The following is a 16,323-nucleotide window of genomic DNA, read 5'->3' on the forward strand; positions in this document are numbered from 1 at the left end:
GGTCAGACCGAAGCTTTCTCGGCCAGCACCATGTAGTTGACGTCCATGTCCTTCGATTTCTGCCAGCGGTCGGCCAGCGGATGATAGATCACGCCGGTTCGATCGATGATCGTGAGTCCGGCCGCGACAAGCGCCTTTCCCAATTCCTCGGGCCGCACCAGCTTGCCGAACTGATGCGTGCCGCGCGGCAGCCAGCGCAGCACATATTCGGCGCCGATGATGGCGAGTCCCAGCGCCTTCAGCGTGCGGTTGATGGTGGCGACGAACATGATGCCGCCAGGCCGGACCATCTCGCTGCATTTGGCGACGAACAGATCGACGTCGGCGACATGCTCGACCACTTCCATGTTGAGGATGACGTCGAACGTCTCGCCGGCGTCCGCCAACGCCTCGGCGGTGGTAGCGCGGTAGTCGATGCTGACGCCGCCCTCGGCCGCATGGAGCTTGGCGACTTCGATGTTGGTGGCGGAAGCATCGGCGCCGACAACCTCGGCGCCAAGTCGCGCCATAGGTTCGCACAGCAAACCTCCGCCGCAGCCGATGTCGAGGAAGCGCAGGCCCTCGAAAGGCCGCGCGGCGCGCGGATCGCGGCCGAAGCGCGCTGCCACCTGGTCGCGGATATAGGCGAGCCGTACCGGATTGAACTTGTGCAGCGGGCGGAACTTGCCATTCGGGTTCCACCACTCGGCGGCAAGGGCGGAGAAGCGCTCGACTTCTCCGGCGTCGATGGTCGATCGGCGGGGCTCTGGCATGGGGGACTCCTCGAACACTACGAAATCGGGGAACGCTAGGAAGTCGGGTCCCCGGCAGCGAAAGTCAAGGCAGGTTTTTCCGCTGCTGCCGCCACTCGCTGCCAAACCTCTCGGTCAAAAGGGCAATCGAGCCTAACGCGACAGCGCAACAGCGACATGGCTCATGGTGACGCTGGCCGGCTCGATCGCCTGCATCGCCTTGCAGTCGCCGATCTCGGGCATAATGCGCTGAGCCGCGGACTGCGCCTGTTCGAGGCTTTGCCAGCGCACGACATCGATCCACTCCCCATCTTCGCGTTCGCCGAGCTGACGGCTGAGAAAGCCGGGCTGCCGCGCAAGCCAGTCGGTGACAACGCCGTTGCTGGCGACAAAATCGGCCGCAGCTCCCGGCTTGAGACGGAAGCTGACGATTTCGAGGGTCTCGGTCATGAATTCCTCCGCGAGTTTGATTTCCCATCCTATCGCATGCCGGCCGCAAGAAAGCTGTCAGGATGCCTGGCACGATCCTTCTTTGTCGGCCATCGCTTGCGAAGCCTGGCCGATTTGGCTAAGGAGGCCGCGCATTTCCGCGGCTCGGCTTGCCGGGCGCAACTTTCGCATCTCCGGCCTTGAGCCGGCTTCAGTCAAAGGCATTTCGCTTCCATGGCGCGCATCGTGATGAAATTCGGCGGAACCTCGGTCGCCGACATCGCTCGCATCCGCAATGTGGCGCGCCATGTCAAACGCGAGGTCGACGCAGGCCACGAGGTTGCCGTGGTGGTTTCGGCCATGGCCGGCAAGACCAACGAGCTGGTCGCCTGGACCCGGGAAGCCTCGCCGATGCACGACGCGCGCGAATACGACGCCGTCGTCGCGTCCGGCGAGCAGGTCACCGCAGGCCTGCTGGCGATCACGCTGCAGAACATGGGCGTGCACGCCCGCTCCTGGCAAGGCTGGCAGATCCCGATCAAGACCGACAACGCGCATGGCGCGGCGCGGATCCTCGACATCGACGGCGCGTTCCTGGTCAAGCGCTTCGGCGAGGGCCAGGTGGCGGTGATCGCCGGCTTCCAGGGCATCGGCCCGGATAACCGCATCGCGACGCTCGGCCGCGGCGGCTCCGACACCAGCGCCGTGGCCATCGCCGCGGCGGTCAAGGCCGACCGCTGCGACATCTACACCGATGTCGACGGCGTCTACACGACCGATCCGCGCATCGAGCCGAAAGCCCGCCGGCTGGCCAAGATTTCGTTCGAGGAAATGCTCGAAATGGCCTCGCTGGGCGCCAAGGTGCTGCAGGTGCGATCGGTCGAGCTTGCCATGGTGCACAGGGTGCGTACCTTCGTGCGGTCGTCCTTCGACGATCCCGATGCGCCCGGAATGGGGGATTTGCTCAATCCGCCCGGAACGCTTATTTGCGACGAGGAAGAGATCGTGGAACAGCAGGTCGTCACCGGAATTGCCTACGCCAAGGACGAGGCGCAGATTTCGCTGCGCCGCGTCGGCGACCGCCCTGGCGTGGCCGCTGGCATCTTCGGCCCGCTGGCCGAGGCCAACATCAATGTCGACATGATCGTCCAGAACATCTCCGAGGACGGCAAGTTCACCGACATGACCTTCACCGTGCCTTCGGGCGACGTCGACAAGGCGCTGGCCGTGCTCGAGCGGTTGAAGGCCGATGTCGGCTATGACGTGGTGCAGTCGGAAGCCGGCATGTCGAAGGTCTCGGTCATCGGCATCGGCATGCGCAGCCACGCCGGCGTCGCCGCCACCGCCTTCAAGGCGCTGGCCGACAAGGCGATCAATATCCGCGCCATCACGACGTCCGAAATCAAAATCTCGATACTGATCGATGGTCCCTATACGGAACTTGCGGTTCGCACTTTGCATTCCGTCTACGGTCTCGATAAGCAATAGCTAGAACTGAGTCAGTTGTTGCGTGAGAGCCGGGCGCAGCCGAAACTGCGCCGGCAAGGACTCTATTGGAGAAGAAGCCGCGATGCGTGATACGGCCAGTGGCCCGCGCGTTCTGCTGAAACGGCTCCGCGAGCTCATGCAAGAGCCGCTGGAGCCGCAGGAGCGGCTCGACCGTATCGTGCGCGACATTGCCTCCAACATGGTCGCCGAAGTGTGCTCGCTCTACGTGCTGCGCGCCGATTCGGTGCTCGAGCTCTACGCCACCGAGGGTCTGAACCCCAACGCGGTCCACCTGGCCCAGTTGCGGCTCGGACAGGGTCTCGTCGGCACGATTGCCGCCAGCGCGCGGCCGCTCAATCTTTCCAATGCGCAGGAGCATCCGGCCTTCGCCTACCTGCCGGAGACGGGCGAGGAGATCTACAATTCCTTCCTCGGCGTGCCGGTGCTGAGGGCAGGGCGCACGCTGGGCGTGCTGGTGGTGCAGAACAAGACCATGCGCCATTATCGCGACGACGAGGTCGAGGCGCTGGAAACGACGGCGATGGTGATCGCCGAGATGATCGCTACCGGCGATCTCGCCCGCCTGACCCGGCCGGGGCTCGAGCTCGATCTCAGTCGCCCGGTAAGCTTCACCGGCCTCTCCTTCAACGAAGGCGTCGGCCTCGGCCATGTCGTGCTGCACGAGCCGCGCATCGTCGTTACCAACCTGTTCAACGAGGACAGCGAGGAGGAGGTGCGCCGCCTCGACCGATCGCTCGGTTCGCTGCGGCTCTCCATCGACGACATGCTGGAGCGGCGCGACGTCGCCTTCGAGGGCGAGCATCGCGAGGTGCTGGAAGCCTATCGCATGTTCGCCAACGATCGCGGCTGGGTGCGCCGGCTGGAAGAGGCGATCCGCAACGGCCTGACGGCGGAAGCGGCGGTCGAAAAGGTGCAGAGCGACATGCGCGCCCGCATGCTGCACATGACCGATCCTTACCTGCGCGAGCGGATGAGCGATTTCGATGACCTCGCCAACCGGCTCCTGCGCCAGCTCATGGGGCGCGGTCCGGAGGACGTGGCCGCTTCGCTGCCCAAGGATGCCATCCTTGTCGCCCGCTCGATGGGTGCGGCCGAACTGCTCGATTACCCCAGGGACAAATTGCGCGGCGTGGTGCTGGAGGACGGCGCGGCCACCAGCCATGTCGTCATCGTCGCGCGGGCCATGGGCATACCCGTCGCCGGCCAGATGAAGGGCGCCGTCTCCATGGCGGAGAACGGCGATGCCATCATCGTCGACGGCGACGAAGGCACGATCCATCTCAGGCCGCAGGCTGATCTCGAAGCCGCCTATGCCGAGAAGGTCCGCTTCCGCGCCCGGCGGCAGGAGGTCTACCGCGAACTGCGCAAGAAGCCGTCGCTGACCAAGGACGGCGTCCATGTCGATCTGCTGATGAATGCTGGGCTCGCGGTCGACCTGCCGCAGCTTGCCGAATCGGGCGCTGCCGGCATCGGCCTGTTCCGCACCGAATTGCAGTTCATGGTCGCCTCGACCTTCCCGCGCGCCGAGGCGCAGGAGCGGCTCTACCGCGACGTGCTGGACGCCGCGCGCGGAAAGCCGGTGACGTTCCGAACCATCGACATCGGCGGCGACAAGGTGCTGCCCTATTTCAAGGGCGCCCTTCAGGAAGAAAACCCGGCGCTTGGCTGGCGGGCGATCCGGCTCACCCTCGACCGTCCAGGCTTGCTGAGGACTCAGATCCGCGCCTTGCTCAAGGCCTGCGGCGGCCGTGAGCTGAAGCTGATGCTGCCCATGGTGACCGAGCTGTCGGAGATTGCGCAGGCGCGCGAGATCATCGATCGCGAGGTCCGGCATCTGTCGCGCTTCGCCCATCATCTGCCGACCAGCCTCAAGCTCGGCGCGATGCTGGAGGTGCCGTCGCTGCTGTTCCAGCTCGACGAATTGATGAAGGCGGTCGACTTCGTTTCGGTCGGCTCCAATGATCTCTTCCAGTTCATGATGGCGGTCGATCGCGGCAACACCCAGCTTGCCGACCGTTTCGACACGCTGTCGGTGCCGTTCCTGCGCGTGCTGAAGTCGATCGCCGATGCCGGCGCGCGCAACCACACGCCGGTGACGCTGTGCGGCGAATTGGCCGGCAAGCCGATCTCTGCGATGGCGCTGATCGGCTTGGGCTTTCGCTCGATCTCGATGTCGCCGGCCTCGATCGGACCGGTCAAGGCGATGCTGACCGAACTGCCGCTGCAGGAACTGGAGGCCTTCTTCAAGGACAATTTGATGGCGCCTGCGCAAGGAATCCCAATGCGGGCGCTGCTGCAGGCCTTTGCCGACGACCGCTCCATTCCGCTCTAGCTTCACGTGAGGGCGGTCTGCAAACGGCAATTTTCTGCGCTTCCGGCCTCAGCCGGCCGCAGTATTCATGAGTGGCGCGGCAGTTGAATTAAGGCTATGGCCGGCGTAGGCCGGTGCTCATGTACCTAAATGTACACTCCGGTCTCGAAACCGGCCATTTTCGACTAGCTCTGGCGTGAATTCCATCGAAGTTCCAAGACCATGATCAACCTGCCCCGCGACCGCATGGACCAAGTCGTCAAGCGTTTCGACATGCTTGAAGCGCAGATGTCGGCTGGGCCGGCGGCCGATGCCTATGTAAAGATGGCTTCGGAATATGCCGACATCCAGGAGATGGTGGGCAAGATCCGGGCGTTGCGCGCCGCCGAGCAGGAGCAGGCCGATCTGGAAGCGATGCTTGCCGACAAGGGCACCGACGCCGAGATGCGGTCGCTTGCCGAGGCCGACCTGCCCGAGGTGGAAAACCGCATCGAGGCGCTGCAGAAGGACATCCAGATCCTGCTGCTGCCCAAGGACGCCGCCGACGACAGGAACGCTATCCTTGAAATCCGCGCCGGCACCGGCGGCGACGAGGCGGCCTTGTTCGCCGGTGACCTGTTCCGCATGTATGAGCGCTACGCCGCCGCGCGCGGCTGGCGCTTCGAGGTCGTCTCGGCCAGCGAGGGCGAAGTCGGCGGCTACAAGGAAATCATCGCCTCGGTGTCGGGCAAGGGCGTGTTCGCGCATCTGAAGTTCGAATCGGGCGTGCACCGCGTGCAGCGCGTGCCGGAAACCGAGGCCGGCGGACGCATCCATACCTCGGCGGCGACCGTCGCTGTGCTGCCGGCGGCCGAGGAGGTCGACATCGAGATCCGGCCCGAGGACATCCGCATCGACACGATGCGCGCCTCGGGTTCCGGCGGCCAGCATGTGAACACCACCGACTCGGCGGTGCGCATCACCCATCTGCCGACCGGCATCATGGTGGTGCAGGCAGAGAAGTCGCAGCATCAGAACCGGGCGCGGGCCATGCAGATCCTCCGGGCTCGGCTTTACGACCTCGAACGCAGCCGCGCGGACGAAGAACGCTCGGAGTCGCGCAAATCGCAGGTCGGTTCGGGCGACCGGTCGGAGCGCATCCGCACCTATAATTTCCCGCAAGGCCGGGTCACCGACCACCGGATCAACCTCACGCTCTACAAGCTCGACCGAGTGATGATGGGCGAGCTCGACGAGGTGATCGACGCGCTGATCGCCGACCATCAGTCGAAGCTGCTTGCCGATATGAGCCCTGATGGCTGATGCGCTGCCCGCCGCGCTCGGTTCGCTGCTGCGCGCGGCGAGGCAACGGCTCGCTGCCGCCGGCATTGCCGATCCGGCGCTCGATTCCCGACTGATCGTCGAGCATTTCTCGGGCGCGACCCGCGTCCAGGCGATCGCCGAGCCAGGTCATCCGGTCGACGCAACTGCCCTCACTGCCATTGACGCCGCCCTGAGGCGTCGCGTCGCAGGTGAGCCGGTGCATCGCATCCTCGGCTATCGCGAATTCTACGGCCTGCGACTGTCGCTCTCGCCGGAAACGCTGGAGCCGCGGCCCGACACCGAAACGCTGGTCGAGGCGATCCTGCCCTTTGTGAAGACGACGGCGGAGCGCCTTGGAGAGTGCCGGATCCTCGACCTCGGCACCGGAACCGGCGCCATCGCGCTGGCGCTGCTCAGCGCCGTTGCCGTCGCCACCGCGACCGGCGTCGACGTCTCCCCCGGCGCCTTGGCCACTGCCATGCAAAACGCCGTGGATCTCGGGCTCGACGGCCGGTTCAAAGCCTTGCATTCCAACTGGTTCGAAAAAGTTTCCGGCCGATACCATGTAATTGTCGCGAACCCTCCCTATATACGCAGTCGAGACATTGGAAATCTGCAGGACGAGGTCCGCGATTTCGATCCGCGACTGGCCCTAGATGGCGGCGCGGACGGTCTGGCACCCTACAGGATCATTGCCCGCGAGGCGGGCCCATTTCTTGAAATGCAAGGCAAGGTAGCTGTCGAGATCGGCTACACGCAGCGAGACGAGGTTACCGGGATATTCACCACAGAAGGCTACAGCCCGGCAGGCGCGTATCGCGATCTCGGTGGAAACGACAGGGTTCTGGTGTTCGAGCGTTGAAAGCCTTGGTGCAATGCGAAAAAACGCTTGGCAATGCAAGGGAATACAGCTAGGGTCCAGCTTGACCGGATGAGACGAAGCAGGCAGTGCTCCTAGCGATTCGGTTTTCCTTGGAAATAGCTGCCTTCTTGCGAAAACGACGCCCAAGCTTCGTGCGGGGATCGTCCGGCAAGTGATGTAACCGGAACAGGATGGCACGTGGCGCCAACGCAATCGATGCGGGCGAACGCCGGTGAAGAAGCGAAACGGCTGGCTGCATGAGCGCCACCGGTCGCGAGAGATTTGATATTTTCACATCGAAGAGAGTCGAATGAGGCCACAACAGCAGAACAGGCGCATGCGCGGTCGCAACAACAATGGCGGCGGTGGCAACAACAACAACCGCAAGGGGCCCAATCCCCTGACGCGCAACTACGAGAGCAACGGTCCGGACGTGAAGATCCGTGGCTCGGCTCAGCAGATCGCCGAAAAATATGCCGCACTCGCCCGTGACGCGCAAAGCTCCGGGGACCGGGTGATGGCGGAGAACTATCTCCAGCACGCCGAACACTACAATCGCATCATTGCCGCTGCGCAGGCGCAGATGCCGATCCAGAACGTCCAGCAGAACCGCGACGATTTCGACGACGAGGTCGATGAGGATCGCGACGATTTCGAGAGCATCGGCAACACCAATGCCGGCGAGCAGCCGGCCGCGGCGACCGGGTCCGGTCCGCAGCCCGTGATCGAGGGCACGCCGGCCGAACTGGCTTACAACCAGGAAAACGGCCGCGACAACAATCGCCGCGACAACAACCAGCGCGACAACAGTGGCCGCGACCGACACCGCGACCGCCGCAATGGCGGCTATGGCCAGTATGGCCAGCGCGATAATGGACAGCGCGGCGAGGGCCAGCGTGGCGAGCATGGCGGGCAGCAGTTCGACCAGAACCGCCGCGGCGAGGCACAGGCCGCGCAGCCGGAAGCGGCCGCCTCCAGCGAGGCTGGTCTCCCGGCCGAGCAGGCGCCTTTGTTCGGCAGTTTTTCGCCGGCCGCTCTTGCTGCCCAGGCTGAACTCAACGAGGCCGCCATGGACAATGGTGGCGGTCGCCGCCCGCGGCGTCCGCGCCGCCAGCGCGGCAATGCCGAGCAGGGAAACAGCGACCAGGCGAACGCCTCGGCCGATGAACGTGAGGCGGCAGGGCAGGGCAACGACGCCGTAGCCACTGCGCGCGAGGAGACTAATGCCGCGCCGTCGACCGAAAACAACGCCGGCGACAACAGTGCTGGCGAGCCGGCGAGCGAACCTGCGGTCGTCGCAGCAAACGACTGATCCAGACCTGATCATGAGACATTGACCGGCGGAGAGACATCTCCGCCGTTTTCGTTTGTGCGCGCCCAAAAGCCGCCGTGTCTGCACACTTATGGGCGACCCGCATCGGAATAATCTGCGTTGACCAATATCAACGTGTCTTGAGAGACTTGGGCCCATACACCATATCTCGGCTGAACAGGGCCCGGCTCGAATGAGCGGGTCCGTCACCGCAATCTGATCCGGTGCCGCAAAGCGGGCCGGTGACGGAAGGAGACAGATATGAATCTCGAAAAATATTCGGAGCGCGTGCGCGGTTTCATCCAGTCCGCGCAGACGATGGCGCTCTCGCGCAACCACCAGCAATTCACTCCCGAACATATGCTCAAGGTGCTCGTCGACGACGACGAGGGCTTGGCCGCTTCCCTGATCGAGCGCGCCGGCGGTCGTGCGCGCGACGTCAAGCTCGGCGTCGAGGCGGCGCTGGAAGCCATGCCCAAGGTCGAAGGCGGCAACGGCCAGCTCTACCTCGCCCAGCCGCTCGCCAAAGTGTTCTCGACCGCCGAGGAACTGGCGAAGAAGTCCGGCGACAGCTTCGTCACCGTGGAGCGCCTGCTGCAGGCGCTCGCCATGGAAAAGTCGGCCAAGACCGCCGACATACTGGCCAAGGCCGGCGTCACCGCGCAGGCGCTGAACCAGGTCATCAACGACGTCCGCAAGGGCCGCACCGCCGATTCGGCCAATGCCGAGCAGGGCTATGACGCGCTCAAGAAATATGCGCGCGACCTCACCGCGGACGCCCGCTCCGGCAAGCTCGATCCGGTCATCGGCCGTGACGACGAGATCCGCCGCACGATCCAGGTGCTGTCGCGCCGCACCAAGAACAATCCGGTGCTGATCGGCGAGCCGGGCGTCGGCAAGACGGCGATCGCCGAAGGCCTGGCGCTGCGCATCGTCAATGGCGATGTGCCGGAATCGCTGAAGGACAAGCAACTGATGGCGCTCGACATGGGCGCGCTGATCGCCGGGGCCAAATATCGCGGCGAGTTCGAGGAGCGGCTGAAGGCCGTGCTCAACGAGGTGACGGCCGCCAGCGGCAACATCATCCTGTTCATCGACGAGATGCACACGCTGGTCGGCGCTGGCAAGGCGGATGGCGCCATGGACGCCTCGAACCTGTTGAAGCCGGCGCTGGCGCGCGGAGAGCTGCACTGCGTCGGCGCGACCACGCTCGACGAGTATCGCAAGCATGTCGAGAAGGACCCCGCGCTTGCCCGCCGCTTCCAGCCTGTCTTCATCGACGAGCCGACGGTGGAGGACACCGTCTCGATCCTGCGCGGATTGAAGGAGAAGTACGAGCAGCACCACAAGGTGCGCATCTCCGATTCGGCCCTGGTGTCGGCTGCGACGCTTTCCAACCGCTACATCGCCGACCGTTTCCTGCCGGACAAGGCGATCGACCTCGTCGATGAGGCCGCCTCGCGGCTGAGGATGCAGGTCGATTCGAAGCCGGAGGCGCTGGACGAGATCGACCGCCGCATCATGCAGCTCAAGATCGAGCGCGAGGCGCTGAAGGTGGAAAAGGACGACGCCTCGAAGGACAGGCTTGCACGGCTGGAGAAGGACCTCGCCGACCTCGAGGAGCAGTCGACCGAACTGACCACCAAGTGGCAGGCCGAAAAGCAGAAGCTCGGCCTCGCCGCCGACCTGAAAAAGCAGCTCGACGAAGCGCGCAACGAACTGGCGATTGCCCAGCGCAAGGGCGAGTTCCAGCGCGCCGGCGAGCTTGCCTATGGCAAGATCCCGGAACTGGAAAAGAGGCTGAACGAAGCCGAGGCGCAGGACGGCAAGGGCGGCATGGTGGAGGAGGTGGTCACGCCCGACCACGTCGCTCATATCGTGTCGCGCTGGACGGGCATTCCGGTCGACAAGATGCTGGAAGGCGAACGCGAGAAGCTGCTGCGCATGGAAGACGAGATCGGCAAGCGGGTCGTCGGCCAGGGCGAGGCGGTGCAGGCGGTTTCCAAGGCCGTGCGGCGCGCGCGCGCCGGCCTGCAGGATCCAAACCGGCCGATCGGCTCGTTCATGTTCCTTGGGCCCACCGGCGTCGGCAAGACCGAGCTCACCAAGGCGCTGGCCAACTTCCTGTTCGATGACGAGGGCGCCATGGTGCGCATCGACATGTCGGAGTTCATGGAAAAGCACTCGGTCGCCCGGCTGATCGGCGCGCCTCCCGGCTATGTCGGCTATGAGGAAGGCGGCGCGCTGACCGAAGCGGTGCGGCGCCGGCCTTATCAGGTCGTCTTGTTCGACGAAATCGAGAAGGCGCATCCCGACGTCTTCAATGTGCTGCTGCAGGTGCTCGACGACGGCCGCCTGACCGACGGCCAGGGCCGTACGGTCGACTTCCGCAACACGCTGATCATCATGACGTCCAACCTCGGCGCCGAATATCTGGTCAACCTTGGCGAAGACCAGGATGTCGATGCCGTTCGCGACGAAGTGATGAGCGTGGTGAGAGCCTCGTTCCGGCCGGAGTTCCTCAACCGCGTCGACGAAGTGATCCTGTTCCACAGGCTGCGTCGGCACGATATGGACCGCATCGTCGAAATCCAGTTCAAGCGGCTGGAGAACCTGCTCACCGATCGCAAGATCAGCCTGTCGCTGGATCATGAGGCGATCGAGTGGCTGGCCTCGAAGGGCTATGATCCGGCCTATGGCGCAAGGCCGCTGAAGCGGGTGATGCAAAAGGAACTGCAGGATCCGCTGGCGGAGCAGATACTGCTGGGCGAGATCCTCGACGGCTCGACCGTCAAGGTCACTGCCGGCTCCGACCGCCTGAACTTCCGCTCCAAGCCCTCGGTTGTGGCGACCGACGCCGCGGCCTGAGCCCGGACCAGGGCGCATGAACCGGAGCGCGTCGCATCACATGGATGCGGCGCGCTCTTGCTTTTTTATCCGACCGCATTGCAAATCCGCGGCCGAACTTGAAGGCCGTGGAGGTGGCTCGGATGAAGCTTGAGGACTACAACGGCTTCTGCGCCGGGCTGCCGGCCGCGACGCATGTCGTGCAGTGGGGCGGCGCGCATGTGTGGAAGGTCGGCGGCAAGGTGTTCGCGATCGGCGGGCATGACCGGGAGGGGCAGGTCTTCGTCACCTTCAAATGTTCCGACCTGGCCTATGACGTGCTGAAGGAGCAGCCGGGCTGCCGGCCCGCGCCCTATCTTGCCTCGCGCGGGATGAAATGGATCCAGCGCCAGACAAGCCAGAGCGTGGATGATGGCGCGCTGAAGGATTATGTACGCGAGAGCCATCGGCTGGTTGTCCTCAAGCTGACCAGGCAGGTGCGCAGCGAGTTGGGGCTGGGCTGATGAAACGCCGGGAATCCGCCATCTTCATGCCCGGTTCATGTTGGAACCTTAGTTTTGGTAACTGGTTTGCTGGCGAAGGGTTCGCCTGCCAAGACCACGTCGACCGGAGAGCTTGACCTACATGCTGCGCACGATCCTTTCCCTTTCGGCACTCGCGGCCGGGCTGGTGACTTCCAGTGCCTTCGCGGCGCCGAGCGTGGACGGCGGGCAGAGTGCCGCCCGGCCAGCGCAGCACGGCGGGCTAATGCTCGCCCAGGAAGGCGATATCGACATCTACTATGACGGCAGGGGCAACCGGGTGCTTGTCGATGCCGAGACCGGCAAGGTGATCGCCATCCAGCCGCCCGGGACCAGGCTCGACCGCAGGGCGCTTCGCCGTCAGTTGCGCATGCAGGAACTTGGCCGCGCTCCGGCCGAGGATGATCGCTACTATCTCGACGATCCCGAAGACATGGCGCGCTTCCGCCGCAGGCAGTTGGAAGAAGAGGGCAGGGTGATTCCGCCGCCGGTCGATGAAAACGATCCGTATGGCGAAAATTTCATCGATGCCTATCCGCCGGCGCCGAACGATGAGGGCGAAACCGCCACTTTGCCGCAGTCACCAAACTCGGACACGATCAAGCGCCAGCCATTGGACGAGGCGTCGATCGAGCCGGCGCAGCCTGGCCAGGGAGAAGTGCTGCAGGTCAATCCGGAAACGCAGGCCTCGCTGCCGCCGGACACCGGCGGCAAGGCCAGCGTCGATCCATCGTTGTCGCTCGGCGTGCGCCAGGACGTTGCCGCGCTTCAGGTGCTGCTCGACCGCGGCGGCGCTTCGCCGGGGGTCATCGACGGGCGCTTCGGCTCGAATGTCGACAAGGCTTTGGCCGCCTACAATCAGATCACCGGCAGCAATCTGAAATCGACCGATGCGGCCGGAATCGAGGCCGCCCTCGCTCAATCGGGCGGCGACGCTTTCGCCTCTTACACGATCACCCCCGAGGACGTGGCAGGCCCCTATGTCGCGTCGATCCCGGAAGACTACAGCCAGAAGGCCAAGCTCGATCGCATGGGTTACACCTCCGTCACCGAGGCGCTCGCCGAGCGCTTCCACATGGATGAGAACTACCTCAAGTCGATCAACAAGGGCCTCGACTTCAATCGCCCGGGCACGATCATCAAGGTCGCCAATTTCGGACAGCTGGTGTCGACACCGGTTGCACGCATCGTTGCCGACAAGGACAAGAAGGAAGTCTTCGCCTATGATGCCGGCGGCAAGCTGGTCGCGGCTTACCCGGCCACCATCGGCTCGTCCGACACGCCTTCTCCGTCGGGCATCCACACTGTGTCCCGCATCGCGCTCGACCCCAACTACACCTACAATCCCAACATCAATTTCAAGCAAGGCCAGAACGACAAGATCCTGACCATCCCGCCGGGGCCGAACGGTCCGGTCGGCTCGGTCTGGATCGCGCTGGACAAGCCGACCTATGGCATTCACGGCACGCCCGACCCTTCCAAGATCGGCAAGACCGAAAGCCATGGCTGCGTGCGACTGACCAACTGGGATGCACGCGAACTCGCCAAGCTCGTGTCGCCGGGCGTTACCGTGGAATTCGTCGGCGGACCAACAATCGCTGACGTCGGCGGGACCGCAACCGATGATTTTGTGCAGCAGTGAGGCGCGCGGCGCGGCGGCATAGAAAAGCCGCGCCAGCACGCACGATAAAGGCGACCCTGGGGCCAGGTCTGAACGGACAGCGCCCGGGGGGACCGGAACCTGACGCAGGCCGGTTCGTTTGTCTCATGACTGTCGCCCGCTGGCCGTGTGCCAGCACAATCTGTTTCAAGAACCGCAATCCTGTGGCTCGTTGTTGCGAGTGCATCGCAGAGCTAAGCAGGCTGTCATGTCAGCTTCGGACGAACACACCGCCGATTCGCTTTCGACCGCGCAGCGCGCGAACGGCACGTTCTGTCCTCAGGCGCGACGCAAGTTCGTGCTGGTCGCGGCGATCCTGGCCTCGGCGCTCGGCTTCATCGACGGCTCTGTGCTGGCCATCGCCATGCCGGCGCTGCGCGTCGACCTGGGCGCCAGCCTGGCGGAAGCGCAGTGGATCTCCAATGCCTATGCGCTGACGCTCTCGGCGTTGATTCTCGCAGGTGGTGCCGCCGGCGACCGATTCGGACTGCGGCACGCCTTCGTCACCGGCATCGCGCTTTTCATCGTCTCTTCCCTCGCCTGCGCGTTGGCGCCCAATCCGGCGGTGCTGATCGCGGTTCGCGCCGTCCAGGGCATCGGCGCCGCGATCATGGTGCCAGGCAGCCTTGCCATCATCGCCAAGGCCTATCCGAAAAAGGAGCGCGGCCGGGCGATCGGCATCTGGGCAGCGGCGTCGGCGCTGACGACGGCGCTTGGTCCGGTGCTGGGCGGCCTGGTGCTGTCGACCTTCGGCAACGGCGTCTGGCGCGCCATCTTCGCCGTCAACCTGCCGCTCGGACTGGTCTCGATCTATCTGCTGCTCGCCAAGATTCCGGCCGACCAGCCGACCGAGAAACGCAGCCTCGATCTCGGCGGTGCCGGGCTCGCCACGCTCGCCTTCGGATCGCTGGCCTACGGGCTGACGGCGATGAACGCCGAGGGCGGCGGCGTGATGGCAGGGCCGGCGATCGGCGCCGGTGTCGTCCTGCTGATCGTCTTCGTCCTCTACGAGCGCTGGCAGCGCGAGCCGATGATCGATCTCGGCCTGTTTCGCAACCGCGCCTTCGCCGGCGCCAACCTTGCAACTTTCTTCCTCTATTTCGCGCTTTCGGCCAACCTCTTCTACCTGCCTATGGTTCTGATCGCCGGCTGGGGCCTGAACTCGGCCGAGGTCGGCGTCATCTTCGTGCCGCTCTCGGCATTGATCGCGCTGCTTTCGGGGCCGGTCGGCCACTGGTCCGACCGAATCGGTCCGCGCCTGCCGATTGCCGCGGGGAGCCTGATTGTCGCCGTCGCCTTTGCCGGTCTCGCCCTGCTCAGCCATGCCGGCATCCACCGGTTCTGGACCGGGATCTTTCCGCTGATGGCGTTGATGGGGCTTGGCATGGCGCTGGTCGTGTCGCCGCTGTCGACGGCGATCATGACCTCCGTCGAGGACCGGGATACGGGTGCGGCCTCAGGCATCAACAACGCCGTCTCGCGCATCGGCGGGCTGATCGCGGTGGCGGCGATGGGTTCCCTGGCGGCTTTCGTCTATGCGCGATTGACCGGCAATCCCGCCGGCATGCCCGGCTTCGGCGAGCCCGCGTCCGGGCTGGCAGCCAATCTCGATGCGTCGAGGATCGCCGCGAGCGATTCGGCCTTTGCCGCGGTGGCGGCGGTCACGGCGCTGCTCTGCCTGCTGTCCGCGATCACCGCCTGGTTCACGGTGCCCGGCCAGGCGTCGCCCTGGCCGCAGCAAACGGAGCGCGGATAGGCAGTCCGCGTCTTATGCTATGCCGGGCAAAGCCGGTTTCTCGCCTTTCGTGGAACTGCTCAGTTCGGAACCTGCGAATCCGTCTTGGCGCTGGCGACCTTCAGCGAATTGCCGTCTTCCTGCTTGAGCAGGTCGTCGATGCGGTCGCGCTCGCGCTTGAAGGCGACCAGGTCGTCGCCCCTCAGCACCTTGCCCACCGGCAGGCGCACGCGCATCGGATCGACCTTGGTGCCGTTGACGATCAGCTCGTAGTGAAGATGCGGGCCGGTGGCGAGGCCGGTCTGGCCGAGGTAGCCGATGACCTGGCCCTGGCGCACCCGCATGCCGGGCTGCATGCCTTTGGCGAACGCGCTCTGGTGATTGTAGGAAGTCTCGTAGCCATTGGCGTGGCGGATGATGATCTGCTTTCCGTAGCCGCCTGCCCAGCCGACCTTCTCGACGACGCCATTGCCGGCCGCAATGATCGGCGTGCCGATGGGCGCTGCCCAGTCGACGCCGGTATGCATGCGCACATAGCCGAGAATCGGGTGCCGGCGGGCGCCGAAGCCTGAGCGGAATTTGCCGGCGGGCAGCGGATTGCGCAGCAGGAACTGCTGGGCGCTCGAACCGTTCTCGTCGAAATAGTCGGTGCTGCCGTCCTGCATCTGGAAGCGGTAGAAATTGCGCGTCTGCCCGCCGAAGGTGGCCGACACATAAAGAAGCTCGGAACTGTCGGAGGTCTGGTCGTCGCCGTCGGGCTGCGAGAACAGCACTTCGAGGCGATCGGACGGTGAGAGCCGCGACTGGAAATCGACGTCGGAAGCAAGCAGCTTGATCAGCCGCTGCGTCATCGATTTCGACATGCCGTAGGAATAGGCCGCGCGGTAGATGCCGTCATAGACATTGGGCAGGTTGCCGCGCACCACCACGGGCGGGGAATCGTCGAAGGCGGTCAGCAATTCGGGATTGGGTTCCGGCTCCTGCGCCGGCACATACTGGCCACGGTCGTCGAGCGCGATGGTGACGATGTGGGTCGTGCGATCGTAAACGCTGGTGCGGACGACCTTGGCGATATCGCCGCGGACCTCCAGGCCGACGCGCAGC

General features: G+C 64.7%; 12 protein-coding genes (1 of these 12 cut by a window edge). 9 read left to right on the forward strand and 3 right to left on the reverse strand.

The features are described from left to right. Positions 1-2: 2 nt before the first annotated feature. Positions 3-752 carry a bifunctional 2-polyprenyl-6-hydroxyphenol methylase/3-demethylubiquinol 3-O-methyltransferase UbiG gene (gene ubiG, locus EJ074_RS21450; RefSeq protein WP_129553737.1) on the reverse strand — a complete coding sequence of 250 codons (750 nt, stop codon included), beginning with the start codon at positions 750-752 and terminating at the stop codon, positions 3-5. Positions 753-884: 132 nt separating this feature from the next. Continuing rightward, complete coding sequence (locus EJ074_RS21455; RefSeq protein ID WP_129553738.1) at positions 885-1,181, reverse strand: hypothetical protein; 297 nt, start codon at positions 1,179-1,181, stop codon at positions 885-887. A gap of 213 nt (positions 1,182-1,394) precedes the next feature. Between EJ074_RS21455 and EJ074_RS21460 the strand changes: the two genes are divergently transcribed. The 9 genes from EJ074_RS21460 to EJ074_RS21500 all read left to right on the forward strand — a co-directional run bounded on the left by EJ074_RS21460 (position 1,395) and on the right by EJ074_RS21500 (position 15,240). Continuing rightward, entirely contained in the window at positions 1,395-2,648 is a 1,254-nt protein-coding gene (locus tag EJ074_RS21460) for an aspartate kinase (RefSeq protein WP_126089711.1), read from the forward strand. 82 nt (positions 2,649-2,730) lie between these two features. Further along, the gene (gene ptsP, locus EJ074_RS21465) at positions 2,731-5,001 is read left to right on the forward strand and encodes a phosphoenolpyruvate--protein phosphotransferase (RefSeq protein ID WP_095804439.1); all 2,271 of its coding nucleotides are present in this window, start codon (positions 2,731-2,733) and stop codon (positions 4,999-5,001) included. A 201-nt stretch (positions 5,002-5,202) separates the two neighbouring features. Further along, positions 5,203-6,282, forward strand: coding sequence for a peptide chain release factor 1 (gene prfA, locus EJ074_RS21470; RefSeq protein WP_129553739.1), 1,080 nt, complete (start codon positions 5,203-5,205; stop codon positions 6,280-6,282). Beyond that, the gene (gene prmC, locus EJ074_RS21475) at positions 6,275-7,144 is read left to right on the forward strand and encodes a peptide chain release factor N(5)-glutamine methyltransferase (RefSeq protein ID WP_129553740.1); all 870 of its coding nucleotides are present in this window, start codon (positions 6,275-6,277) and stop codon (positions 7,142-7,144) included. Before prfA ends, prmC begins: the two co-directional genes overlap by 8 nt. Positions 7,145-7,454: 310 nt before the next feature. Beyond that, a complete protein-coding gene (locus EJ074_RS21480; protein WP_129553741.1) occupies positions 7,455-8,456 on the forward strand; it encodes a DUF4167 domain-containing protein in 1,002 nt (333 codons plus the stop codon). A gap of 261 nt (positions 8,457-8,717) precedes the next feature. Beyond that, the gene (gene clpB / locus EJ074_RS21485) at positions 8,718-11,324 is read left to right on the forward strand and encodes an ATP-dependent chaperone ClpB (RefSeq protein WP_129553742.1); all 2,607 of its coding nucleotides are present in this window, start codon (positions 8,718-8,720) and stop codon (positions 11,322-11,324) included. A gap of 122 nt (positions 11,325-11,446) precedes the next feature. Continuing rightward, positions 11,447-11,806, forward strand: a complete 360-nt coding sequence (locus tag EJ074_RS21490) for an MmcQ/YjbR family DNA-binding protein (RefSeq protein WP_095804917.1) — start codon at positions 11,447-11,449, stop codon at positions 11,804-11,806. Positions 11,807-11,927: 121 nt separating this feature from the next. Further along, a complete protein-coding gene (locus tag EJ074_RS21495) occupies positions 11,928-13,466 on the forward strand; it encodes a L,D-transpeptidase family protein (RefSeq protein WP_129553743.1) in 1,539 nt (512 codons plus the stop codon). A gap of 226 nt (positions 13,467-13,692) precedes the next feature. After that, positions 13,693-15,240, forward strand: coding sequence for an MFS transporter (locus EJ074_RS21500; RefSeq protein ID WP_129553744.1), 1,548 nt, complete (start codon positions 13,693-13,695; stop codon positions 15,238-15,240). Positions 15,241-15,299: 59 nt separating this feature from the next. Here the strand turns inward: EJ074_RS21500 and EJ074_RS21505 are convergent, their stop codons facing one another. Beyond that, on the reverse strand, positions 15,300-16,323 hold the 3' portion of the coding sequence (locus EJ074_RS21505) for a M23 family metallopeptidase (protein ID WP_165349994.1). Its footprint extends 956 nt past the window's final position; only the last 1,024 of its 1,980 coding nucleotides appear in the window; the start codon falls outside the window, past its right edge; it ends in the stop codon at positions 15,300-15,302.

It is taken from the genome of Mesorhizobium sp. M3A.F.Ca.ET.080.04.2.1 (assembly GCF_003952525.1).
GTDB lineage: Bacteria > Pseudomonadota > Alphaproteobacteria > Rhizobiales > Rhizobiaceae > Mesorhizobium.